This is a genomic window from Streptomyces sp. BoleA5, from assembly GCF_000373665.1.
In the GTDB taxonomy this organism is placed as follows: domain Bacteria; phylum Actinomycetota; class Actinomycetes; order Streptomycetales; family Streptomycetaceae; genus Actinacidiphila.
Genome location: NZ_KB892146.1, coordinates 226,533 through 248,478, shown reverse-complemented (window position 1 = coordinate 248,478; position 21,946 = coordinate 226,533). Strand labels below are relative to the sequence as shown.

At 73.9% G+C, this 21,946-nt stretch carries 21 protein-coding genes and 1 pseudogene; 8 read left to right on the top strand and 14 right to left on the bottom strand.

The annotated features are described in order from the left end of the window. Positions 1 to 53: 53 nt before the first annotated feature. The gene (locus B085_RS0136795; protein WP_018563605.1) at positions 54 to 1,478 is read left to right on the top strand and encodes a selenium-binding protein SBP56-related protein; all 1,425 of its coding nucleotides are present in this window, start codon (positions 54 to 56) and stop codon (positions 1,476 to 1,478) included. Positions 1,479 to 1,676: 198 nt separating this feature from the next. On the opposite strand, the gene B085_RS0136790 is transcribed toward B085_RS0136795, so the two are convergent. The 5 genes from B085_RS0136790 to B085_RS0136770 form a co-directional block, all read right to left on the bottom strand. Beyond that, on the bottom strand, positions 1,677 to 2,261 hold the full coding sequence (locus B085_RS0136790) for a TetR/AcrR family transcriptional regulator (protein ID WP_037733211.1): 585 nt from the start codon (positions 2,259 to 2,261) through the stop codon (positions 1,677 to 1,679). 129 nt (positions 2,262 to 2,390) lie between these two features. Further along, entirely contained in the window at positions 2,391 to 3,539 is a 1,149-nt protein-coding gene (locus tag B085_RS0136785; protein WP_037733176.1) for a C40 family peptidase, read from the bottom strand. Between the two features lie 283 nt (positions 3,540 to 3,822). Further along, positions 3,823 to 4,089 carry a hypothetical protein gene (locus B085_RS0136780; RefSeq protein WP_018563602.1) on the bottom strand — a complete coding sequence of 89 codons (267 nt, stop codon included), beginning with the start codon at positions 4,087 to 4,089 and terminating at the stop codon, positions 3,823 to 3,825. Between the two features lie 34 nt (positions 4,090 to 4,123). Beyond that, complete coding sequence (locus B085_RS0136775; RefSeq protein ID WP_018563601.1) at positions 4,124 to 4,876, bottom strand: TetR/AcrR family transcriptional regulator; 753 nt, start codon at positions 4,874 to 4,876, stop codon at positions 4,124 to 4,126. Between the two features lie 30 nt (positions 4,877 to 4,906). After that, the gene (locus B085_RS0136770; protein ID WP_026251831.1) at positions 4,907 to 5,809 is read right to left on the bottom strand and encodes an AurF N-oxygenase family protein; all 903 of its coding nucleotides are present in this window, start codon (positions 5,807 to 5,809) and stop codon (positions 4,907 to 4,909) included. A 52-nt stretch (positions 5,810 to 5,861) separates the two neighbouring features. On the opposite strand from B085_RS0136770, the gene B085_RS0136765 reads away from it, so the two are divergent. Then, positions 5,862 to 6,944 (top strand): ferritin-like domain-containing protein, encoded by a 1,083-nt coding sequence (locus tag B085_RS0136765; protein WP_018563599.1) that lies wholly within the window; start codon positions 5,862 to 5,864, stop codon positions 6,942 to 6,944. A gap of 18 nt (positions 6,945 to 6,962) precedes the next feature. On the opposite strand, the gene B085_RS0136760 is transcribed toward B085_RS0136765, so the two are convergent. Both B085_RS0136760 and B085_RS0136755 read right to left on the bottom strand, forming a co-directional pair. Then, complete coding sequence (locus B085_RS0136760; RefSeq protein ID WP_018563598.1) at positions 6,963 to 8,426, bottom strand: penicillin-binding transpeptidase domain-containing protein; 1,464 nt, start codon at positions 8,424 to 8,426, stop codon at positions 6,963 to 6,965. After that, the gene (locus tag B085_RS0136755; RefSeq protein WP_018563597.1) at positions 8,423 to 9,832 is read right to left on the bottom strand and encodes an FtsW/RodA/SpoVE family cell cycle protein; all 1,410 of its coding nucleotides are present in this window, start codon (positions 9,830 to 9,832) and stop codon (positions 8,423 to 8,425) included. The genes B085_RS0136760 and B085_RS0136755 overlap by 4 nt, the downstream gene beginning before the upstream one ends. Positions 9,833 to 9,919: 87 nt before the next feature. Here B085_RS0136755 and B085_RS0136750 point away from each other — a divergent pair, with 87 nt between their 5' ends. From B085_RS0136750 to B085_RS0136740, 3 genes are all read left to right on the top strand, one after another. Beyond that, positions 9,920 to 10,615, top strand: coding sequence for a pentapeptide repeat-containing protein (locus tag B085_RS0136750; RefSeq protein ID WP_026251830.1), 696 nt, complete (start codon positions 9,920 to 9,922; stop codon positions 10,613 to 10,615). A gap of 70 nt (positions 10,616 to 10,685) precedes the next feature. Then, positions 10,686 to 11,273, top strand: coding sequence for a pyridoxamine 5'-phosphate oxidase family protein (locus tag B085_RS0136745; RefSeq protein WP_018563595.1), 588 nt, complete (start codon positions 10,686 to 10,688; stop codon positions 11,271 to 11,273). Positions 11,274 to 11,408: 135 nt separating this feature from the next. Next, entirely contained in the window at positions 11,409 to 12,680 is a 1,272-nt protein-coding gene (locus tag B085_RS0136740; protein WP_026251829.1) for a transglycosylase family protein, read from the top strand. Between the two features lie 90 nt (positions 12,681 to 12,770). Here the strand turns inward: B085_RS0136740 and B085_RS0136735 are convergent, their stop codons facing one another. Together B085_RS0136735 and B085_RS0136730 are read right to left on the bottom strand one after the other, a co-directional pair. Beyond that, positions 12,771 to 13,211: an SRPBCC family protein gene (locus B085_RS0136735; RefSeq protein WP_018563593.1), complete on the bottom strand. Its 441-nt coding sequence runs from the start codon at positions 13,209 to 13,211 to the stop codon at positions 12,771 to 12,773. Between the two features lie 47 nt (positions 13,212 to 13,258). Continuing rightward, positions 13,259 to 14,308, bottom strand: a complete 1,050-nt coding sequence (locus B085_RS0136730) for an ATP-grasp domain-containing protein (RefSeq protein WP_234018732.1) — start codon at positions 14,306 to 14,308, stop codon at positions 13,259 to 13,261. Between the two features lie 250 nt (positions 14,309 to 14,558). On the opposite strand from B085_RS0136730, the gene B085_RS0136725 reads away from it, so the two are divergent. Continuing rightward, entirely contained in the window at positions 14,559 to 15,545 is a 987-nt protein-coding gene (locus B085_RS0136725; RefSeq protein WP_018563591.1) for an alpha/beta fold hydrolase, read from the top strand. Between the two features lie 85 nt (positions 15,546 to 15,630). Here the strand turns inward: B085_RS0136725 and B085_RS0136720 are convergent, their stop codons facing one another. Together B085_RS0136720 and B085_RS0136715 are read right to left on the bottom strand one after the other, a co-directional pair. Beyond that, the gene (locus tag B085_RS0136720) at positions 15,631 to 16,335 is read right to left on the bottom strand and encodes a 4'-phosphopantetheinyl transferase family protein (RefSeq protein ID WP_018563590.1); all 705 of its coding nucleotides are present in this window, start codon (positions 16,333 to 16,335) and stop codon (positions 15,631 to 15,633) included. Beyond that, the gene (locus B085_RS0136715) at positions 16,332 to 16,757 is read right to left on the bottom strand and encodes a RidA family protein (protein WP_037733209.1); all 426 of its coding nucleotides are present in this window, start codon (positions 16,755 to 16,757) and stop codon (positions 16,332 to 16,334) included. The genes B085_RS0136720 and B085_RS0136715 overlap by 4 nt, the downstream gene beginning before the upstream one ends. A gap of 143 nt (positions 16,758 to 16,900) precedes the next feature. Between B085_RS0136715 and B085_RS0136710 the strand changes: the two genes are divergently transcribed. Continuing rightward, on the top strand, positions 16,901 to 17,116 hold the full coding sequence (locus B085_RS0136710; protein ID WP_018563588.1) for a DUF6296 family protein: 216 nt from the start codon (positions 16,901 to 16,903) through the stop codon (positions 17,114 to 17,116). A 315-nt stretch (positions 17,117 to 17,431) separates the two neighbouring features. Here B085_RS0136710 and B085_RS0136700 read toward each other — a convergent pair whose 3' ends face one another. The 3 genes and pseudogenes from B085_RS0136700 to B085_RS52055 all read right to left on the bottom strand — a co-directional run bounded on the left by B085_RS0136700 (position 17,432) and on the right by B085_RS52055 (position 19,817). Beyond that, a complete protein-coding gene (locus tag B085_RS0136700) occupies positions 17,432 to 18,061 on the bottom strand; it encodes an alpha-ketoglutarate-dependent dioxygenase AlkB (RefSeq protein WP_018563586.1) in 630 nt (209 codons plus the stop codon). Positions 18,062 to 18,095: 34 nt separating this feature from the next. Beyond that, positions 18,096 to 18,986, bottom strand: a complete 891-nt coding sequence (locus B085_RS0136695) for a sigma-70 family RNA polymerase sigma factor (RefSeq protein ID WP_018563585.1) — start codon at positions 18,984 to 18,986, stop codon at positions 18,096 to 18,098. A gap of 121 nt (positions 18,987 to 19,107) precedes the next feature. Beyond that, a pseudogene (locus tag B085_RS52055) lies at positions 19,108 to 19,817 on the bottom strand (DUF2470 domain-containing protein). 174 nt (positions 19,818 to 19,991) lie between these two features. Between B085_RS52055 and B085_RS0136685 the strand changes: the two are divergent. Further along, positions 19,992 to 21,941 carry an alpha/beta hydrolase family protein gene (locus B085_RS0136685; protein WP_026251828.1) on the top strand — a complete coding sequence of 650 codons (1,950 nt, stop codon included), beginning with the start codon at positions 19,992 to 19,994 and terminating at the stop codon, positions 21,939 to 21,941. Positions 21,942 to 21,946: the final 5 nt, after the last annotated feature.

Genomic DNA, 21,946 nt, shown 5'->3' with positions numbered 1-21,946 from the left:
GTCCGCCGCGTGAGGCCCCTGGCCCGGGCTCCCGTACGGGAGAGGGAACGGCCATGACGACGACCGAGCACGACCTCGACGGCCACCTGGACCCCACCCTGTACCGCACCCCGGCGGACGCGGTCGCCGGGCCACCGGAGAGGCTCGCCTACGTCGCCGGGTTCGACCCGGCGGGCGAGCGCCCGGACGCGCTGTTCACCGTCGACACCGACCCGGGGTCCCCGGCCTACGGCCGGGTGGCCGCCCGGGTCGAGCTGCCCGACCGGGGCAACGAACTGCACCACTTCGGCTGGAACGCCTGCTCCAGCGCGCTGGCCCACCCCGGCCACCACCACGCCGCGCGGCGCTACCTCATCGTGCCGGGACTGCGTTCCTCCCGGCTGCACGTCCTGGACACCGTCCCCGATCCGGCCCGCCCGCGCCTGGTCAAGGTGGTCGAGGCCGGGGAACTGGCCGCCAGGGCCGGCTACTCGCGGCCGCACACCCTCCACTGCGGTCCCGACGGGGTCTTCCTGTCCTGCCTGGGTGGCGCCGACGGCGAGGACGGGCCCGGCGGCGTCGCACTGCTGGACCACGAGACCTTCGACGTGCTGCGCGCCTGGGAGACCGAGCGCGGACCGCAGCGGCTCGCCTACGACGTCTGGTGGCACCTGCGGCAGAACATCGCCGTGACCAGCGAGTGGGGCAGCCCCTCGATGATCGAGGACGGGCTCGTCCCCGAACTGCTGCTGGACCGCCGCTACGGGCACGCGGTGCATTTCTGGGACCTGGAGACCGGCCGCCACCTGCAGCGCGTCGACCTGGGCGACCGGAACCAGATGGTGCTGGAGCTGCGTCCCTCCCACGACCCCGAGGCGACCTGGGGGTTCGTGAACACCGTCGTCGACGTCGAGGACCTGTCGGCCTCGGTGTGGCTGTGGACCCGGGAGGGCGGGGAGTTCACGGTCCGCAAGGTGATCACCCTGCCCGCCGAGCCCGCCCGGGCGGAGGACCTGCCCCCGGCGCTGCGGCCGTTCGGCACCGTGCCGCCGCTGATCACCGACATCGACCTGTCGGTGGACGACCGGTGGCTGTACGTGTCCGCGTGGGGGACCGGCGACCTCCTCCAGTACGACGTGCGCGACCCGCTCCGCCCGAGCCTGACCGCGTCCGTGCGGCTGGGCGGCATCGCCGGCCGGGGGACCCACCCGGCGGAGCCGGACGTCCCGCTGAGCGGCGGATCGCAGATGGTCGAGCTCAGCCGCGACGGACGGCGCGTGTACGTGACGAATTCCCTGTACGCCGCCTGGGACGAGCAGTTCTACCCCGAGGGCATCGACCCGTGGATGATCAAGCTCGACGCCGACACCTCGGGCGGCGGGCTCGGTGTCGACGGCGGCTTCTTCCCGCACGGCGCCGACTTCGGGGGACTGCGGGTGCACCAGATCCGCCTGGAGGGCGGCGACGCGTCCTCGGACTCGTACTGCTACCGCCGCTGACCACCGGGCCGCGTCACCCGGCCACGTCGACGACGACCCTGCCCCGGCCCTCGCCGCACTGCGCCGTGCGCCCCGCCGGCCGTGGCCGGGGTGAAGCGGCGCGGGGCCATGGGACGTCCTTTCAAACAGACAGGTCTGTTTGATTCGGGCCGAAGGCACGCCCTCGTCCCCGTGTGCGGACGAGGGCGGGGGTCGTGATCAGGCGGTGGGCGGGCAGGCCCGCTCGACCACGGCGCGTGCCGCGGCCTTGGCGGCGGCCGGCATCGCGGGATCCTGTTCGAGCTTGCCCGCGGCCAGGGTGCCGTCGACGAGCAGGGTCAGTTGCAGCGCGAGCGCGTCGGGGTCCGCGGCGCCGGCCGCCTGGGCCAGCCCGCGCACCCACACCCGTACGGCCCGCTTGTGCGCCACGGTCACCTCGTGCGGCAGGCTGCCCGGCTCGCTCTCCGCGGCGGCGTTGATGAACGGGCAGCCGTGGAAGCCGTGGCGCTCGTACGAGGCCGAGACCGCGTCGAACAGGCCGACCAGCTGCTCGCGGGGATCGTCGCCCGCCGCGAGCGCGGCGGCGCGCAGCCTGCCCCGCCAGGAGTCGTCGACCCTGCGCAGGTACGCGGCGGCCAGCTCGTCCTTGGAGGGGAAGTGCACGTACAGGGTGGACTTGGCCACGCCCGACTCGGCGATGATCCGGTCGACGCCCACACCGCGCAGGCCGTGGGCGGCGAACAGCGCCTCGGCCGTGGTCAGTATGCGCTCGCGCGCCGGGGGGCGCTTCGCAGTCGTGGGCATGGTGTTCACCGTGGTCCTCGCCGGGGCCCGGCGGCCCCCTCACGGCAAAACTAACAGACAGGTCTGTCCGAGGCAGGTGAGGCCCCGGTCACCGGGGCCGGCTCCCGCGCGTGCGGGGGCGCCGCGGCCTCAGGAGCGCGAGGCGGTGCCGAGCGGGGTCGGGTCGTGGGCCGACTTGGGGGCGACCGGGGAGACGTAGTGCTTCATCGACGGGTCGTCCGCGTCGGGCCGGACGGCGCCCAGGACCGGGTTGGTCGCGATCGGGGAGATCTTGACGACGCCGCCCGGGCGCGGGGCCTGGATGACCATGCCGTTGCCGATGTACATCGCCACGTGGGTCGCGCCGGGGAAGTAGACCACGAGGTCGCCGGGGCGCAGCAGGTTCAGCGGGACGTGCGGCAGCTGCTTCCACTGCTCCTGGCTGGTGCGCGGGATGGTGGTGCCCGCGTGCTCCCAGGCCCGCGAGGTCAGGCCCGAGCAGTCGTACGCCTTCGGGCCCTCGGCGCCCCACACATAGGGCTTGCCGAGTTGGGCGTAGGCGAAGCTCAGCGCCCTGTTGCCGGCCTTCGACGGCGTGAGCGCCGCGCTGCCGAGCCTGCCGGAGCGCAGGAAGGCCGCCTGCGCCTGGTCGATGCCCTGCTGCTCCAGCCTCTGGAGGTCCTCGATCTGAGTGCCGGTCAGACCGGCGAGGATCCGCTCGACGTCGGCGAGCTGCCGCTCGACCTCCTCCTTGGCCTTGTGCTGCTGCTCCTCCAACTGCTCCGAGTCGTCCAGCGCGTGCTGCTGGGCCCGGTTGAGCGCGGCGATCCGCTTCTCGCCGTTCTCCAGCTGGGCGACGAGCTCGGCCTGGCTGCCCGCGGCGCGGTCGAGCATGTGCCCCTGGGTGAAGGCGTCCTGCGGGTTGTTGCTGAGCAGCAGGTTGAGGTAGGGGGAGACGCCGCCGGACTTGTACTGCTCACGGGCCAGCTGCCCGGCCAGGGCGCGGGCGTCGCTGAGCGCGGTGCGCTCCTCGGCGAGCTGGTGGTCGAGGCGGTCGGCCTTGCTCTGGTTCTCCTCGAGTTCGGCCTTTGCCTGGTCGTAGGTCTCGGTGGCCTGTTCGGCCTTGAGGTAGAGGTCCTGCAACTGCTCCAGCAGCACGACGAGCGTCCGGTTGTCCGGCGCCGGGTCGTCGGGAGCGGCGTACGCCTGGGCGGGGATCCCCAGGGCCGCGGCGGCCAGCAGCGCCCCGCAGACGAGTGCCCTGCGCACCCACTCCTTGGGTCGGTGTGCTGCTGACATCCCGTCACCTCCGCGTGTCCCGCCTACACCTGCGGGTAGATCCTTACATGATCGGGTCGGCTGCGACAGAGGGACGGGCCGGAACAAGGGGCTCCACCGGCCGTGGAGCCACCCGTTCGTCCGGCGTCAGCCGAGATAGCCGGCGAAGTTCCGCTGGAATTCCCAGTTGCCGAACTTGTCCCAGTTCACCGACCAGGCCATCAGCCCGCGCAGCGCGGGCCAGGTGCCGTGGGTGGTGTAGCCGCCGCAGTGCGGTCGCCCGGGCTACCGCCACCGGGGCGGCTCAGGCCCGCGGTTTCGACCAGGGCCAGCGCGGCTTCTCCGGCCGGTTCCCCTCCGGGTCGTAGACGAAGACCCAGCGCGTACGGCGCTGCGCACGCGCGCCGGGACTGGGCTCGCGATGATAGACGTGCACGACGGGGGGTGCGCCGTCCTCCTGCGGCACCGGTACCTCGTACACCTTCGGGGGCTGCCCGGTGATGCCCGTCAGCACCCCCAGCACGCGGCCGTCCAGCGGCCCTCCGACGAATTCCGTGTCCTCATGCCTCACGGGCTCAGGGTAGGCCCAACGGAGGGGGTCACGTTCAGGAAACGGCAGGTGGGAGCAGATGTGCGACTGCCTGGGCCAGCGGGGTGACCCGGCGGGCCAGGTCCCCGGCGGGGCTGCCGGCGCTCTCCCGCTCCAGTGCGGCGAGCGCGACCCCGGCGGTCTCCTCGTCGGTGGTGGAGCTGACCAGCAGCAGCGCGACGAAGTGGTCCACCAGCCACCTCCGCAGCTCCTGGGCGGGGGGCCGCTTGCCCTCGTCCAGCCAGGTCAGCGAGACCGCCTCGACGCTGGCGATCCAGGAGCGGACCATCATCGCCAGCCGCGGCCCGGGGCGCGGGGCCCCCAGGTGCATCAGGATCTGCTCGGCCGCGCCGCGCCGGACGCCGTCCACGATCGCGTCGGTCCGGCTGGTCTCGGCCACGCTGCCGCCGCGCAGCAGCGCGGAGTACGCCGCGTCGTGCTCGTCCACGAAGGCGAGGTAGCGGTCCAGCGCGTTGGACAGGCGCTGGGTCATCCCGCCCTCCGCGGGCTCGACGAAGCAGGCCCGCAGCTCCTCGGCGGCGTTGCGCATGGCGGCCTCGTACAGCTGCTGCTTCCCGCCGGGGAAGTAGCGGTAGACCAGGGGGCGCGAGACCCCGGCGGCCGCGGCCACGTCGTCGACCGAGACCTCCTCGGGCCTGCGGTGCCCGAAGAGGTCCACCGCGGCGGCGAGCAGCTGGGTGCGGCGCTGCTCGACGCTCAGCCGGCGGTAGGCGGGAGCGGCGGGCGCCGGCGTCGAACGGCCGTTCATGGACGCCAGCGTATCCGCCCGCACGGCGGGCTACCCGAGAAGCCCCGAGCTGCGCCACATGCGCCGTACGCCCGGACCCTCGAACATGCCGATCTCGTCCAGGAAGTCCATCAGCTTCCGCGCGGCCTGCCGCATCACGTCCCGGCGGTGCGGGCTGGTGCGGGCCAGCTCGGCGGCGTACCGGGGGTCCAGCCCCACCGAGGCGTAGATCCGCGGGCTGATCAGCGACCGGGCGATCACCCGGGCGGCCTCGGCGGACGACACCCGGGTGAAGGCGATCTCCCAGCGCGGCGCCGAACTCATCTGGCGGCGCAGCTCCTCGCGGGCGTACCGGATGTGCCGGGCCTCCTCGACCACGTGGATGCGCGTGACGCCGCGGGTCAGCGGCTGCACGCGCTCGTCCGGGAAGGTCAGCCGCTGCATCCAGTCGAGGATCTCCTCGGCGAGCAGGGTGCCGGTGAAGGAGCCGGGTGTGGTGGAGACCGTCTTCAGCACCCGGCCGAGGTTGTGGTCCAGCCGCGACGGCTTGTACACGGGCGTGCCGAGCCGGGTCACCAGCCGCGCGAACATCTTCGAGTGACGGCACTCGTCGGCGATCTCGGTCAGCGCGTAGCGGACGTGCCCGCTGGTGGGGTCCAGGTCGTAGGAGTGCCGCAGCAGCAGCTGCATGAGGATGATCTCGAACCAGATACCGATCGAGGCGAGCGACGCCGACTCGTGCCGGCTCAGTTCGATCCGCTGCTCCTCGGGCATGTGCTTCCACAGCGGGGTGTCGTACAGGGAGCACAACTCGGGCGGCCAGAACCACTTGCCGTCCTCGAACGGGGCTTTCCAGTCCAGCTCGGTGTCCGGGTCGAAGGAGTGTTTCGCGGAGGCGTCGAGCAGCCGCTCCGCCACTTTCTCACGCGTTGCAAGAGGGGTGCCAGCGGTCATGCTCTTATGAGACTGTGTGTCAGCAAGCCCGTCAAGAGTCGAGGAGACGCCAATGCCGTCGCAGGACAACCTGTGGGAGATCCCGGCCTCCGGAGCCGCCCGCTTCTCCTGGGAGTACGACGACGGGCGCGACCGGCTGCTCGCCCTCTACCAGAAGGGCAAGGACAAGCAGTGGGACGCGGTCACCCGCATCGACTGGGACATCGAGGTCGACCCGTACGACCCGCTCGGCGTGCCGGACCAGAACATGACCGTCTACGGCACGCCCTACTGGGACAAGATGTCCGAGCGGAACAAGCGCGACATGCGCCGCGCCTACGCCTCGTGGCAGTTCAGCCAGTTCCTCCACGGGGAGCAGGGCGCCATGGTCTGCGCCGCCCGCATCGTGGAGTCGGCGCCCGACCTCGACGCCAAGTTCTACTCCGCGACCCAGACGATGGACGAGGCCCGGCACGCCGAGATCTACTCCCGCTTCCTGCGCGAGAAGGTCGGCATGACCTACCCGATCAACGACTCGCTGCAGGCACTGCTGGGCGACACCCTGCGCGACTCCCGCTGGGACATGCCGTACCTGGGCATGCAGGTGCTCATCGAGGGCCTGGCGCTGGCCGCCTTCGGCATGCTCCGCGACACCACCGACAAGCCGCTGCCCAAGCAGATCCTCGCCTACGTCATGCAGGACGAGGCCCGGCACGTCGCCTTCGGGCGGATGGCGCTGCGCGACCACTACAAGCAGCTGTCCGACGCCGAACTGCGCGAGCGCGAGGAGTTCGTCATCGAGGGCTGCTATCTCATGCGCGACCGGCTGCGCGGCGCCGAGGTGCTGGAGGACTTCGGCATCCCGCGGCAGGAGGCCGAGGAGCTGAGCGAGCGCTCGGAGTACCTGCAGCTCTTCCGCAAGCTGCTGTTCAGCCGCATCGTGCCGTGCGTGAAGGACATCGGGCTGTGGGGCGAGCGGTTGCAGCGCGCCTACGTCGACATGGGCGTCCTGGAGATGGGCGACTCCGACCTGGACCTGCTGATGGCCCAGGACGAGGAGATCGCCGAGAAGCTCGACGCCGAGCGCTTCGCCCAGGAGGAGACCGCACGGGCCGCCGAGGTCGAGGAGGCCATCGCGCTGGGCGCCCAGGACTGACCGGGGCCGCGCACCGGTTCAGGGCCCCAGCACCGCGCGCATCACGGCGCGGGCGACCGGCGCCGCCTTGCCGCCGCCGCTGATGTCGGCGCGGTCCGCGGCGGCGTCCTCCACGACCACGGCGACGGCGACCTCCGCGGGGGCCCCGCGGCTCTGCTTGGCCCAGGAGATGAACCAGGCGAAGGGGTTCCCGCGGTTGTCCTCGCCGTGCTGCGCCGTGCCCGTCTTGCCGCCCACCAGCGCGCCGGGGAGCGCGGCGTTGCGGCCGGTGCCGTGCCGCACCACGGCGACCATCATGTCCTGCATCGCGAACGCCACGGCCGCGTCCATGACCTGCCGGTAGGCCCGTTGCCCGGTGATCTCCAGCGGAAGCCCGGCGCTGTCGGTGGTCCGGTCCACCAGGTGCGGGTACATCAGCGTGCCGTCGTTGGCCACGGCCGCGGCGACCATCGCCATCTGCAGCGGGGTGGCCCGGGTGTCGTACTGCCCGATGGACGACAGCGCCAGCTGCGCCCGGTCCATGCGGCGGTCGAAGACGCTGACCGCGGGGTGCGAGGGCACCCCGATGGAGGGGTCGTTGAAGCCGAAGGCCTCGGCCGTCTCGCGCATCGCCCGCAGCCCCACGTCGTCGCCGAGCTTGCCGAAGACGGTGTTGCAGGAGACGACGTACGCGTACCGCAGCGGCGCGTCCTCGCAGCCCGCGGACGCCGACTCGTTGCCCAGCGACGTCGTGGAACCCGGAAGGGGGTAGGGGTCCGGGGAGTCGGTGGGCCTGTCGACGTCGGTGACCACCCCGGAGACCAGCGCCGCGACCGCGGTCACCGTCTTGAAGGTCGAACCCGGCGGATACGTCTGGCGCAGCGCCCGGTTGAGCATCGGCTGGTCCTCGGCCGTGACGAGCCTGCGCCAGGCGCCGAGCGCCTCCGGGCCGGTGCCCGCGATCGTCCCCGGGTCGTAGGAGGGCGTGCTGACCAGCGCCAGGATCCGGCCGGTCGCCGGGTCGAGGGCGGCGACCGCGCCCTTCTTGTCGCCGAGCGCCTTGTACGCGGCCTTCTGCACGGCCGGGTCGATGGTGGTGCGGACGTGGCCGGGGCGCTGCGGCTGCCTGCTGATCGCGTTCCACAGCGGGAGCGCGGACAGGCCGGGGGAGGAGCCGGAGAGGATGTCGTCCTCGGCGCCCTCCAGCAGGGCCGTGCCGTACGTCTGGGAGGAGAAGCCGGTCACCGGGGCGTAGAGCGGGCCGTCGGCGTAGGTGCGGACCCAGTCCAGCTGGGCGCCGGTGGACCGGGAACCGGTCACGGGCCGGCCTGCGACCAGGATGTCGCCGCGCGGCTGCCCGTAACGCGCGATCGGCACGCGCCGGTTGGCGGGATCGGCGTCGTACGCGGGGGCCCGCACCACCTGGATCCGGACGGCGTTCACCAGCAGGGCGACCAGGAGCAGCAGGCACAGCGCCGCGGCCCGGCGGGCGTGGGGGATCACCCGGCGCCCGCCCCGCCGGTGGCCTTGCCGGTGGCGGTCCGGCCGGCGTCCGGGCCGGGCAGCGGACGGCGTGCGGTGTCGCTGAGCAGGATCAGCAGGGCGACGATCACCCAGTTGGTGACGACCGACGAACCGCCCTGCGCCAGGAACGGCATCGCCATCCCGGTCAGCGGGATCAGGTCCGTCACCCCGCCGGCGATCACGAAGACCTGCAGCGCGACGATCGAGGCCAGTCCCACGGCCAGGAGCCTGCCGAACGGCTCCCGGATCGCCAGCCCCGCCCGGTGGCCCCGGGCCACCAGCAGCCCGTACAGCAGGAACAGCGCCGTCAGGCCCGCCAGCCCCAGCTCCTCGCCCGCCGTGGCCAGGATGAAGTCGGACTTGGCCGCGAAGCCGATCAGGATCGAGTGCCCCTCGCCCAGGCCGGTGCCGAGCAGCCCGCCGGCGGAGAACGCGAACAGCGACTGCGCCAGCTGGCCCGGCCCCTGGCCGGCCTCGATGCCGGCGAAGGGGTGCAGCCAGTCCGCCACCCGGGAGTGCACATGCGGTTCGAGTGTGCCGACGAGGAAGGCGCCCGCCGCCGACAGCAGCAGCCCGATCGCGATCCAGCCGGTGCGGCCGGAGGCGACGTAGAGCAGGATCACGAAGAGGCCGAAGAACAACAGCGAGGTCCCCAGGTCGCGTTCCACGACCAGCACGCCGAGGCTGATCGTCCAGACCGCCAGCACCGGGCCGAGCACCCGGCCGGTCGGCAGCTGCAGCCGGCGGAACCGCCACACCCGCCGTCCGGCGTACGCGAGCGCGGCGCGGTTGTCCGCGAGGTACGCCGCGAAGAACACCGCCAGCAGCACCTTCGCGAACTCGCCGGGCTGCAGGGACAGGCCCGCGACCCGGATCCAGATCCGCGCGCCGTTCACGGCGGGGAAGCAGCTCGGCGCGATCATCAGCACCAGGGCCGCCAAGACGCCGAGGTACGCGTACCGGGCCAGGGTGCGGTAGTCGCGCAGCAGCAGGACGACCGCGGTGAACAGGGCGACGCCCAGCCCCGACCAGATCAGCTGCGCCGGGGCGGCGGCGTCGGCGGTCTCCAGGTCGAGGCGGTAGATCAGGACCAGGCCGAGGCCGTTGAGCAGCACCCCGATCGGCAGCAGCAGCGGGTCGGCGTACGGGGCGCGCAGGCGCACCGCGAGATGGGCCACCAGCGCCAGGCCGCCGAGCGCCGCGCCGTAGCCGGCCGCGCCAGGCGGTACCGCCCCGTCGTGCGCCAGGCCGACGGCGCAGTAGCCGTACACCGGGATCAGCACCGCGCCGACCAGCAGCGCCAGCTCGACGCCCCGGCGCCGGGGCAGCCGGACGGCGGGGACGGCGAGGGCCGGCGGCGAGGTCCCGGGGGCGGGGGCGGTCATGGGACGCAACGTAGCAAGACATCCAGGACAAATGGCTCATATTCATCGAGGGTGGCGCTGTCACAGGGGGCCACTAGCGTGGCCGTCATGACCTTCAAGGCACCGCAGTCCCTGTCCGAGCTGCCGTACGCGCAGGCGCTGGAGCCCTTCGACGGGTCCGGGCTCGACGTCGAGGAGCGCTACGACACCGTCCACTTCGACGGCCTGTCCCTCGGCGAACAGGACGCCGGTGGTGCGGTCTTCCTGGAGTGCGCGATCACCGACACCGTCCTGGAGGGCGGCAGCCTGCGCCGGGCGCGCTTCAACGAGGTCTGGCTGCAGGGCGACCGCTTCGTCGGCGCCTCGGCCGCCGAGACGAACTGGATGGACGTCACCGCGGACTCCTGCGTGCTCGCCGGGGTCGAGGCCTTCGGCGCGGTGCTGCGGCGGGTGGTCTTCCGGCGCTGCAAGTTCGACTCCGTCAACCTGCGCGCCGCCCGGCTCCACGAGGTCGTCTTCGAGGACTGCGTGCTGCGCGACGTCGACCTCGGCGGCGCCTGCCTGCGGGACGTCTCCTTCCCCGGCACCGCCCTGGAGCGCCTGCGCCTCGGCCGTGCCGAGCTCGACGCCACCGACCTGCGCGGCGCCACCCGCCTCGACCTCGCCGACGGCCACGACTCGCTGCGCGGCGCCGTCATCGGCAGCTCCCAGCTGCTCGACCTGGCCCCGGCGCTCGCCGCCGCGCTGGGCATCGCCGTCCGGGACGGCGAGGACGAGCGCCCGCGCCGTCCCCGGCGGAGCTGACCCGCCCGCTGCCGGGGCGCGGCCGAAAAGGTGCGGTGCGGGCCCGGTCCGGCCCCGCAGAATCACAGGCATGGGAAAGACGTACGAGCGCATCGAGGGGCGTCTGCGCGCCTTCATCGAGGAGCAGAAGGTCTTCTTCACCGCCACCGCGCCCCTGTCCGGCGACGGGCACGTCAACGTGTCGCCCAAGGGACTCGACGGTTCCTCCGCCCTCCTCGACGACCGCACCTTCGCCTACGCCGACCTCGGGGGCAGCGGCGCCGAGACCATCGCCCACCTGCGGGAGAACGGCCGCATCACCCTGATGTGGTGCGCCTTCACGGGGCCGCCCACCATCGTGCGGGTGCACGGGCGCGGCGAGCCCGTCTTCCGTGACGACCCGCGCTGGGACGGCCTCCTGCCGCACTTCTCCGACGACATCCGCAAGCGGACCGACCTGCGCGCCGTCATCGTCGTCACCGCCGAACGCATCAGCGACAGCTGCGGATTCGCCGTCCCCGCCATGGACTTCCGGGAGGAACGGCCGCTGCACACCCAGCGCTTCGCCCGGGAGACCGAGGAGTCCTTCGGCGACTACTGCGCGGGCAAGCCGTACGTCGCGACCAGCCTCGACGGCCTGCCGGGGCTGCCGCTCCCGCTGCCGCCCCGCACCTCCTGAGGGGCGCGCCCGCACCAACCCGGTTCCGGGGCGCGCGATTTGGGACGACAGAGTCTCAAAAGCACCCTTGCGGCGACAAGATCCCTCTGTCGTACTTGTACGGCCGTGTGTCCGGAACCGAGAGGTGGTCCCCCCATGCCCGTACGGTCCGCGCGCGGTCGCCACCGCAGACCCCAGCCGCCGAGCCGGCTCTCACCGGTGTCCGTCGCCGTCACCGCCGCCTCCGGCGCGGGGCTCGCCCTGCCCTTCATCGCCGCCTCGGGCGCGGGCGCGGCCACGGCCGGCACCTGGGACAAGGTCGCCGCCTGCGAGAGCAGCGGCAAGTGGCACATCAACACCGGCAACGGCTACTACGGCGGGCTGCAGTTCGCCCAGTCGACGTGGAAGGCGTACGGCGGCACGAAGTTCGCCGCCCGGGCCGACCTGGCGACGAAGGCCGAGCAGATAGCGACAGCCGAACGCGTGCTGGACGGGCAGGGCCCCGGGGCATGGCCCGTCTGCTCACAGCGCGCCGGGCTCACCCGGGGCGGGCAGGAGGCGCAGGACCAGCCGCGACGCGAAGCCGGCACCCCGGCGAAGGAGACCGGGAAGAAGGCCGGGAAGGACGCCGGGCGGAACGCGGATCGGAAGCAGAAGCCGGAGACGGACCGCCGGCCCGAGGCGCGGGGCGGGTCCTACACGGTCGTCAGCGGCGACACCCTCTCCGGGATCGCCGACGAGCAGGACGTCCGAGGCGGCTGGCAGCGGCTCTACGCCGTGAACCGCCCGGTCGTCGGAGCCGACCCCGACCTCATCCTCCCCGGGCAGGAACTGTCGGTGCCCGGCGCGAAGCCCGCCGGTTCCTCCAAGCCGTCCAAGCCGTCCAAGCCGTCCACGTCGTCCAAGCCGTCCACGTCGTCCAAGCCGTCCAAGCCGTCCAAGACCTCGAAGTCATCGAAGCCATCGAAGCCGGCCAGGAGCGCGAAGCCCGCGGAGCGGCACGCCGCACCCGCCTCCGCCCCGCGGGCCTTCGTGGCGCCGGTCAGCGGAGGGCTCGGCACCCCGTACCACCGCAGCGGATCCCACTGGGCCAGCGGCTACCACACCGGCCAGGACTTCACCGTGGCCACCGGCACATCCGTCAGGGCGGTCGCCGAGGGCACCGTCGTCGAGGCCGGCTGGGGCGGCGCCTACGGCTACCAGGTGGTGATCCGCCACGACGACGGCATGTACACCCAGTACGGCCACCTGTCCTCGCTGACCGTGCGCGCCGGCCAGTCCGTGGCCGCGGGCCGCCAGATCGGCCGCTCGGGTTCCACGGGCAACACCACCGGACCGCACCTGCACTTCGAGGTGCGCACCGGCGAGGGGTACGGCTCCGACGTCGATCCGGTCGCCTACCTGCGGCGGCACGGGGTGCGTCTCTAGCCGGCAGCGGGACCCGGCCGTCGAGGCTCGGCGGCACCAGCGGCACCGGGCGGCCCCGGCAGTCCGCCGCACGGGCCGCTCGGAGTCCGGCTAGTGCTCGCGCTCGACGAGGTCCTTGAAGCGTTCCAGGTCGCCGCGGACCGTGCGCTCGATCGCGCTGACCTGGGCGAAGCCCTTGGGGCCGCCGAAGGCGTCATGGATCTCGGCGGGGTCGTACTCCATGCGGACCTGGACGCGGCTGTGCTGCTCGTCGATCGGGAGGACCGAGCACGTCCCGGTGATCTCGGCCCCGCCGCTGGTGCGCCAGGTCATCTCCCGGGTGTCGCTCCGGGCCTTGGTGCGGTCGGAGAACTCCGCGTCGAGCGAGTCGCCGCCGGTCCCCGACACGCCGAGCCGTGCCCTGCCGTCCCCGGCGGCGCTCGCCTCCCGGACGCCCCCGACGAACTGCGGGTAGTCCTCCAGGCGGTGCAGGTGCCGCCACGCCACCTCGGTCGGAACGTTCAGGTCGATCTGCTCTTCGAGTCTGCTCATGAGCTGCCACCTGCCTTCCTCCCTCCAGCGTGCCTCGTGCCCCCGGCTCACGCCACGCTGACCTCCGGGACGTCAGGGACCTCGGTGACCGCTTCCGTCACGGCGACGCGGCCGCCGAGGCGGGGGGCGGTGAGCAGGCCGGCGTCGCCCCGGGTGAGGAGGCGGACGGCGGCCCAGGGGAGGTTCACGCCGGTGAAGGCGGTCTGGAAGATCCCCGCGGAGGGGCGGGGGTTGGCCTCCAGGAGGACGGGCTCGCCGTTGCGGTGGCGCAGCTGCACATTGGAGAGGTAGGCGAGGCTGAAGTGCCCCACGAGGCGGCGCGCGATCTCCGTGATCCCGGGGTCGTCCAGGAGCAGCCGGTAGCGGCCCTCCTTGGCCCGGGGGATCGCGGCCAGGAGCCGCCCGCCCGGCGCGGACAGGCAGTCGACGCTGATCTCGGGGCCCTCCAGATACGGCATGACGATCATGTGCGGAACGTGCTCGCCCTCGTCCGCGGCCCGCTTCATCGCCTGGGCGACCGCGTCGACCGAGGCCATGGGTCTGGCGGGGGCGAGCAGGTCGCGGATGCCCATCGGCCGGTCCTCCAGGATCCGGAAGCCGAAGGCCGAGTACTCGCCGGCGGGCTTGATGCACAGGGTCTCGCCGGTCGCCGCGAGTTCGTCCACCGCGGCCCGCAGGCCGTCGGCGTCCCGCACCACCCGCCACGGCGGCACCGGGATGCCGGCGGCGAGCGCCTCCTCGTACGTACGGCTCTTGCTGGTCAGCACCTTGACCGAGGTGAGCGGCGAGCACATCAGCCGGGTGCCCTCGGCGGCGAACGCGTCGGCCCGTCCGGCCAGCGCGGTCAGCCGGCGCGGCGGCACGAGGACGTCGATCCCGTGCCGGCGGCAGAAGTCGAGGGCGAAGTCGGCATAGGCGTCGTCACCGACGTGACGGGGCTCCACCTCGGCCACGTCGCACGCGGCAAGGGCGGGTGCCGAGCGGTCGACGTTGGTCCCGTGGATGCGGACGTCCACGGAGTCGGGGTTGCCGCGCAGCATCCGCATCACCTGGGTGGTGGCCACCCCCGCGCTGCTGAGCCATATTCGGAGGGCCAACGGACGCTCCCCTCATGCATGGGGCGCGGCAGGAAGGCATGCGGAAGCGCACGTTTTCCGGCCGTCCGGGATCTTGTGTGAGGCGGATCATATCCGTGTTCGATGACGCCGGTGTTTCGCGTCCGCGGAGCGCGGGGGAAGTGCCGGCGACCCGCCGTCACTCGTCCGTCCCCCGGGAACGGGCGGGACGGGCGCGGCGGGCCAAGGCTGGGAGGCGACAGCAGTCCCTCCGGCCGGAAGAGAGAGCAGCATGGCTGGGCCTTCCTCCCCCGCACCGCTGAACCGACGTCACATAGCGCGCGCGGGCTCGCTCGTCGCGGCGCTCGCCTCGACGGCGCTCGCCGCCGCCCCCGCCCTCGCGGCCTCGGTCGTCGCCGACGGCGCCGCGGGCGGGGCCCGGCCGACCGTCGTGCTGGTGCACGGCGCCTTCGCCGACGCGTCGAGCTGGAACCCGGTCGTCGAGCGTCTGGAGAACGCCGGCTACAAGGTCGTCGCCCCCGCCAACCCGCTGCGCGGGCTGGTCGGCGACTCCACCTACACGGCCAGCGTGCTCAAGAGCATCGACGGCCCGATCGTGCTCGCGGGCCACTCCTACGGTGGCGCGGTGATCAGCGGCGCCGCGGCGGGCAACCCCAACGTCAGGGCACTGGTCTACGTCTCGGCGTTCATGCCGGACGCCGGGGAGAGCCTGGGCGCGCTCGCCTCGCGGTTCGCGCCGAGCGAACTCGACTCGGCCCAGCGTCCCGTGCCGTACCGGGACGGGACGGGCAGCGGCACCGACATCTACATCCGCGACTCGGTCTTCCGCAAGGTCTTCGCCGCGGACCTGCCCGCGGCGGCGACCCGGCTGATGGCCGCCGAGCAGCGGCCGATCGCGCTGCGGGCGTTCACCGACAAGGCACCCGGCGCGGCGTGGCGGACCATCCCCTCCTGGGCGCTGGTCGCCACCCGCGACCACGCCATCAACCCGGCACTGGAGCGCTTCGGGGCCGAGCGGGCGGGCTCGCACACCGTCGAGATCGACTCCTCGCACGTCGCGATGCTCTCCCACCCCGACGCCGTCGTCCGGATGATCCGCGAGGCCGCCGACAGCACGGCGTCCGGTTCCGCGGAAGGCCCCGCGCTCGCCGACACCGGCCCCCGGGGCCGGGTCCTCACCGGCCTGGGCGGCGTCGCGAGCGTCGCCCTCGTGGCCGGCGCGGTCCTCGTCGCGGCCGTGCGGCGCTACCGCCGCTGAACGCCCGCGCGGTGGGGGTTCGCGCCCCCACCGCGCCGCGCTCCGAAGGACTCCCCGGCACCGGACCGGGCCGCGGGAGGGGACCTCAGCCCAGCCGTACGGCGACGGCCGCGCGGTGGCCGTCCCCGACGGCGACATCCGAGAGCGACCAGCCCTCCGGGCCCGCGGCCGGGGCGGTGCCGGAGCCCACGTAGTCCTCGGACGGGTCCCTGGACAGGCCCGTTCCCAGGCCCTTCAGATACGCCTCCTTGCGCGCCCACGCCCGCGCGAAGGCCTCCCGGCGCTCCACCGGAGGCAGCACACCGAGCTCGTCCACCTCCGCGGGGTGCAGCGAACGCCACACGCCGTCCACGGCCTCCTGGCCGGGCAGCGCCTCCACGTCCACCCCCACCGGGGTCGCGGCGAAGGCCAGCAGCGTCAGCTCCCGGGAGTGCGAGAGCGAGAAGTGCGGACTGCCGCCCTCCACGGCGGGGCGGCCGTGCGGGCCGCCGCAGGACGGGCAGGTCTCCCGGGTCAGCGGCACCGCGCCGGGCCGCGTCCCCAGATACGCCGCCAGCAGCAGGCGCAGCGCCACGTGCGCGGTGACATAGCTGGTGCGGTCGCGGTCGAAGTGGAAGGCGGAGGCCCGCTCGCGCTCCTCCCGGTCCAGCAGTCCGGGCGCCAGATGGACGGCGGCGGCCGCGTTCGCCGCCGTGTCCACCAGGCACAGTCGCGGCGGATCGCCGGGCCCCGGCGGGGTGAGCCGCCGGGCCGCCGCCGCCACGGTGAACCGCTCCGGGACCAGGGTCACGGCCGGGCCGCCGGGCCCGTGGACGCGGCCGGGACGATCGCGAACGCCTCGACCTCCAGCAGCAGTTCGGGCCGGAAGAGGGCCGCCACCTGTACCGCCGAACTGGCCGGGGGCCGCTCGGTGTCGACGTACGCGTCGCGCGCCTCGCGGACCGCGGGCAGGAAGGCGACGTCCGTGACGAAGAAGGTCAGCTTGACCACGTCGCCCCAGCCCGCCCCGGCGGCCGCCAGGCAGCGGTCGAGGTTGGCGAAGACCTGGCGCGCCTGGGCCGCCGGGTCGCCCGCTCCGACGAGCTCTCCCCGCTCGTCCACCGCGATCTGGCCCGACACGGCGACGAACCGGCCCTCGCCCCATACGACGTGGCTGTAGCCGGTGCCCGGGAGGACACCCTCCGGAGCCGCGACGTGGGTGAGGTGCGTCATGCGTTCCCCCTTGATGATCGGCACCGCTCCATGCTCTCCCACGGGGTCGATCCGGCGCCACAGCGGACGTCATGACCGGTGTCATTGGCCAGGGATTCTCTGGGCATAAATCGTCATATGGGCGGAGACAGGAGGTTCCCCTCATGAGTCATGCCGAAACCTACGATCTGACCTTCCCCGTCTCCGGCGACACCGTGGTCGTCAAGCGCACCGAGCGCAAGGGCGCCGGGGGGCACCCGGTGTACAGCGACGACACGGGCATCGTCCAGGCCGAGATCAGCGACCGGGGAGAAGTCCGCATGCTCGCGACGGGGGGGCACCAGCGCCACGACGTCCCCTCACGGGCGACGCCGCACTGAGCCGCCCGCCGCCCGCGGCATCCCGGACCGGCCGCGGACCGGCCGCGCCCCGGCCGCCGGACGCCCGCGCGGCCCACCCGCCCCGGTCGCCGTACGTGACCGCGCGGACCGGCTCGGTCGCCGGCGCCCGGCCCGACGTCGCCACCCGGGTTCCCGCCGGCGTCCGGCGCGGCCGTGGCGCGGTGCGGGGTCAGCCGATCTCGGCCCCGTACACCGCGAGGGCGTCCGTCACCGGCTGGAAGAACGTCTCCCCGCCGCCGGAGCCGTCCGGCCAGCTCTTGATGTCCACGCCGCAGTGACCGGGCGGTGAGGAAGTCAGCGGACGCCGCGCGTGCGGAACTGGATGCTGATCCGCGGCCCCACGGCGCGGGTGCTCTTGGGGATCGCGTGCTCCCACGTGCGCTGGCAGGAGCCGCCCATCACCACGAGGTCGCCGTGCCCCAGCGGCAGCCGCATCGCGGCCGCGCCCCCGCGGCGGGGCCGCAGCGCCAGGTCGCGCGGGTCGCCGACGGACAGGATCGCCACCATCGTGTCCTGGGTCGCCGACCGTCCCGTCCGGTCGCCGTGCCAGGCGACGCTGTCCCGGCCGTCCCGGTAGAAGCAGAGCCCCGCCGTGACGAAGGGTTCGCCGAGCTCGTCCGCGTAGTGGGCGTCGAGGGCGGCGCGGGCCTCGTCGAGGACGGGGTGCGGCAGCGGGTCGCCCTCCCCGTAGAAGGCCAGCAGCCGGGGCACGTCGACCTCCCGCTCGTACATCTGGCGCCGTTCGGCCCGCCACGGCACCGAGCCGGCCAGCTCCCCGTACAGGGCGTCGGCACCCCGCAGCCATCCGGGCAGCAGGTCGAGCCAGGCCCCGCCGCCGAGCGCGGTCCGCCGGAGGCCGTCCAGCGGACCGAGCAGCAGCTCGTCGGTCTGGTCGAAGAGCGATCCCTGGAGCGGTGCGGTCATGGTTCCAGGGTAGCCCCTCAATCGAACGTGTGCGCTATTCTCCGAACGCGGCCGGGTCGAGCCCGGCCAGCCGCTCGGGGTCGGCCAGGATGTCCAGCTCGACGACGAGGCCGTCCACGATCGTGAAGCCCAGCACCGACACCACCCGGCCCTCCGCCACGGTGACCACCCCCGGTGCCCCGTTGACCAGCGCCGGCCGCGCGTGCAGCGCCGCGTGCCGGAAGGTGAGCGCCTGGCTCGCGACCGTCCGTGCGCCGCGCACCTCCCGGGTCGCCCCGGGGAAGGCGGCGCCGGTGTCCGCGCGCAGCACCACGTCCGGATGCAGCACCGCGACCAGGGCCTCGAAGTCACCCGCGTGCGAGGCCGCCAGGAACGCCCTGACGACCTGCCGCTGACGGCCCAGGTCGGCGTCCGGCGCCGGGGCGGCCCCCTGCACCCGGCGCCGCGCCCGGCTGGCCAGCTGCCGCGTCGCCGTCGGCGTGCGCCCCACCATCGGGGCGATGTCCTCGAAGGGCACCGCGAACATGTCGTGCAGCACGAAGGCGAGGCGCTCGGCGGGCGACAGCGTCTCCAGCACGACCAGCAGCGCCAGCCCCACCGAGTCCGCCAGCAGCGCCGCCTGCTCCGGGTCGCCGGCCGCGTCCGGCGGACTCACCACCGGGTCGGGCACCCGCACGTCGTCCAGCGGCGACTCGCCCCGGGAGGTGCGCGAGCGCAGCATGTCCAGGCACACCCGGCCCACCACGGTCGTCAGCCAGCCGCCCAGGTTCTCGATCCCGTCCGCCCCGGCCCGGTTCAGCCGCAGCCACGCCTCCTGCACGGCGTCGTCCGCCTCGGTCAGCGACCCGAGCATGCGGTACGCCACCGCCCGCAGGTGCGCGCGGTTGTCCTCGAACCGCTCCGCCAGGAACTCCTCGCCGTCCATCGGTCCCCATCCCTCGTCGCGTTCTTTCGGCGCACTGACGAACCGGACGCTTCCAATGTGACAGAGGGGTCCGACAGGGCGGGGCGCTGCGACGAGGGGCCGCGCGGCGCCCGCCGCCGGATCACCAGCCGGCGAACAGCCGCCCTCGGTGCGAGGCGCGCCGCGCGCTGTGGAACAGCGCCTGGATCTGGTTCCCCGCCTGGTCCGCGCCCTCCAGCCGGGACGGGAAGGGCAGCCGGGCGTCGGTGTGGCCGTTCCCGTACTCCACGCGCAGCGTGATCCCGTAACGGTCGACGGCCACGGGCAGGACCCGCCGCGCGCCGGGGACGGGGGCGGGCCGCACCAGCCGCGGGAGCAGTGGCACCAGCTCCGCGTGGTCGTCCACCAGGTGCGTCAGCATCCCCGCCTCGGCCGTCGCCAGCGGGTCGGCCTCCGCCGCCGCCGGCTCCGCCAGGCCCACGGAGGCGGTGCCCTCCGCCGTCTCCAGCGTCGCGTGCGCGAACCGCACGCACTGGCCGGCCGGGGCGTCCGCCCGGTACGGTGCGGCCGTCCAGCCCGTGACGGTCACGCGGGCCCGCACCCGGTCCCGTACCGGGGTGGGGGCGACGTCGGTGAACTCCAGCGAGATCGGCGTGTCCTCGGGGCCGAAGGCCGTCTCCAGGGGTGCAGATGGACGTGGCCGGCGAGCGCCCGCGCGGTCAGCCGGGTCACCTCCGTGCGTTCGCGGTCGGTGACCACGGTCATGGAGTGGGCCGAGGCGAGGACGGACCGGATGCGTTCGGCGTGCGTCGGCCGGGCGGGAGCGAGGGGGACGGTGGTCTTGCTGCGCATCCGGATCTCCGCGGTAGTCAGTTAACTTAGGTTTGCCTAACCTAACCATATATGCCCGGGTGGCGCCATCCCCGCGGTCCGCGCCCCGGCCGCGGCGCGGACCGCGGACTGCGGCAGGATGTGCGCCGGTTCCAAGAGGAGGGCGAGGCCCAAGTGGACACTGTGGAGGGGACCTTGACGGCACAGAGCGAAACCCTGGCGCGGACGGTCGTGGACAGCGTGATACCGATGTTCCCGGCGGTGTCCCCGGACGGCCGCACCGTCGTCCACACGGCCCGGCCCCTCGCCATGGCGGACCGTCGGGCCAGTGCCCTGTGGGCGGTACCCGCCGACGGCGGCGCCCCGGCACGGCGGCTGACCGACGGCACGACCTGGATCGGCGCCCCGCGCTGGGCCCCCGACTCGGCGGCCGTCCTGTTCACCACCGCCGGGCAACTGCACCGCGTCCGCCTCGCCGCCGACGGCGGACCGGACGGCCCCGCCGAGGCCCTCACCGCCTGGCCCGGCGGCATCGCGGACCACCTGCCCCTCGCCGACGGCCGCACCGTCGCCCTGATCGCCGCCGGCGGACCTGGCGAACCCGAGGAAGACGAGGACGGCGACGTGATGGTGTGGACCGAGCGGACGGGCCCCGAGCCCTCCGCCCGCCTGCGCCTGCTCGACCTCGACAGCGGCGCCGTCCGCACCGTCGGCGGCCTCGGCGACCGGCACGTCGTCGAGGTGGCCGAGCGCCCCGACGGCGGCATGCTGGCCGTGCTCACCTGGGAGTGCGCGGAGGAGGACCCCGGCTCGCTGACCGCACGGCTCCACCTCGTCGACACCGCCACCTCCACCGTCCACGACCTCGGCCCGGCCGGGCACGCGGCGCGCCGCCCGGTCTGGTGGCGGGCCGAGGACGGCTGGCACCTCGCCCATCTGGCCACCACCCCGCCCGGACTGGTCGGCTCCCCGGCCGTCCTGGACCGCGCGGTCCCGGCTGACCCTGGGCACCAGGCACCGCCCGAGGCCCGCGATCTGACCGCCGGCATGACCGCCTGTCCCACCGAACTCCTCCAGGTCGCCGACGGCCCGCCCCTGGCCGTCTTCGCCGACGGCCTGGACACCGCGCTGTTCCGGCTCGACCCCGGTGAGCGGCGCTTCCGCCGCCTGCACACCCGCCAGGGCATCGTCCACGCCCTCACCGCGGACCGCACGGGCGGGACGGTCGCCGTGCTGGCGGGCACCGCGTACGAGCCCAAGGACGTCCACGCCGGACCGCCCGACGGCCCGCTGGCCCGGATCAGCGACACCAGGCCCGAGATCCGCGCCCTCCCCTGGGGCAGCCAGGAACGCCTCTCCTACAAGGCCTCCGACGGGCTCGCCCTCGACGGCCTGCTCCTCCTGCCGCCCGGCCGCACCCGCGCGGACGGCCCCTTCCCGATGATCACCATCGCGCACGGCGGCCCGTACGGGCGCTACACCGACGAATGGCAGTTCCACATCGACCTGCCCCCCGGCCAGTTCCTCGCCACCGCCGGTTACGCCGTCTTCCTCCCCAACCCCCGCGGCGGGCAGGGCCACGGCCACGCCTTCGCGGCCACCGCGGTGGACGGAGCCGTCGGCGGCGCCGAATGGACCGACATCACCGAGGGCATCGACCTCCTCGTCGCCCAGGGCGTCGCCGACCCCGGCCGCCTCGGCATCGGCGGCTGGAGCCACGGCGGCTACCTGGCCGCGTGGGCCGTCACGCAGACCGACCGCTTCAAGGCCGCGATCGTGGGCGCCGGCATCAGCGACTGGGGCATGCTGGGCGCGACCGGCGAGCAGGGACCCGTCCTCGAGTCGGCGGGCAGCGGCAGCATCGGCTGGGAGGGTCCGGGACCCCACCTCCACGACCGGGTCAGCCCGATCTCGTACGTCTCCCGCATCCGCACCCCGGTCCTGATCCTCCACGGCGAGGACGACACCAATGTGCCCGTCTCCCAGGGTGTCTTCCTCCACCGCGCCCTGCGCCACCACGGCGTCCCCCACGAGTTCGCCGTCTACCCCGGCGAGGGCCACATGATCGGCGGACGCGGCCACCTGCTCGACCTGCTGCGCCGCAGCCTGGCCTGGTACGACCGCTGGCTCACCCCGCAGCCCTGACGCAT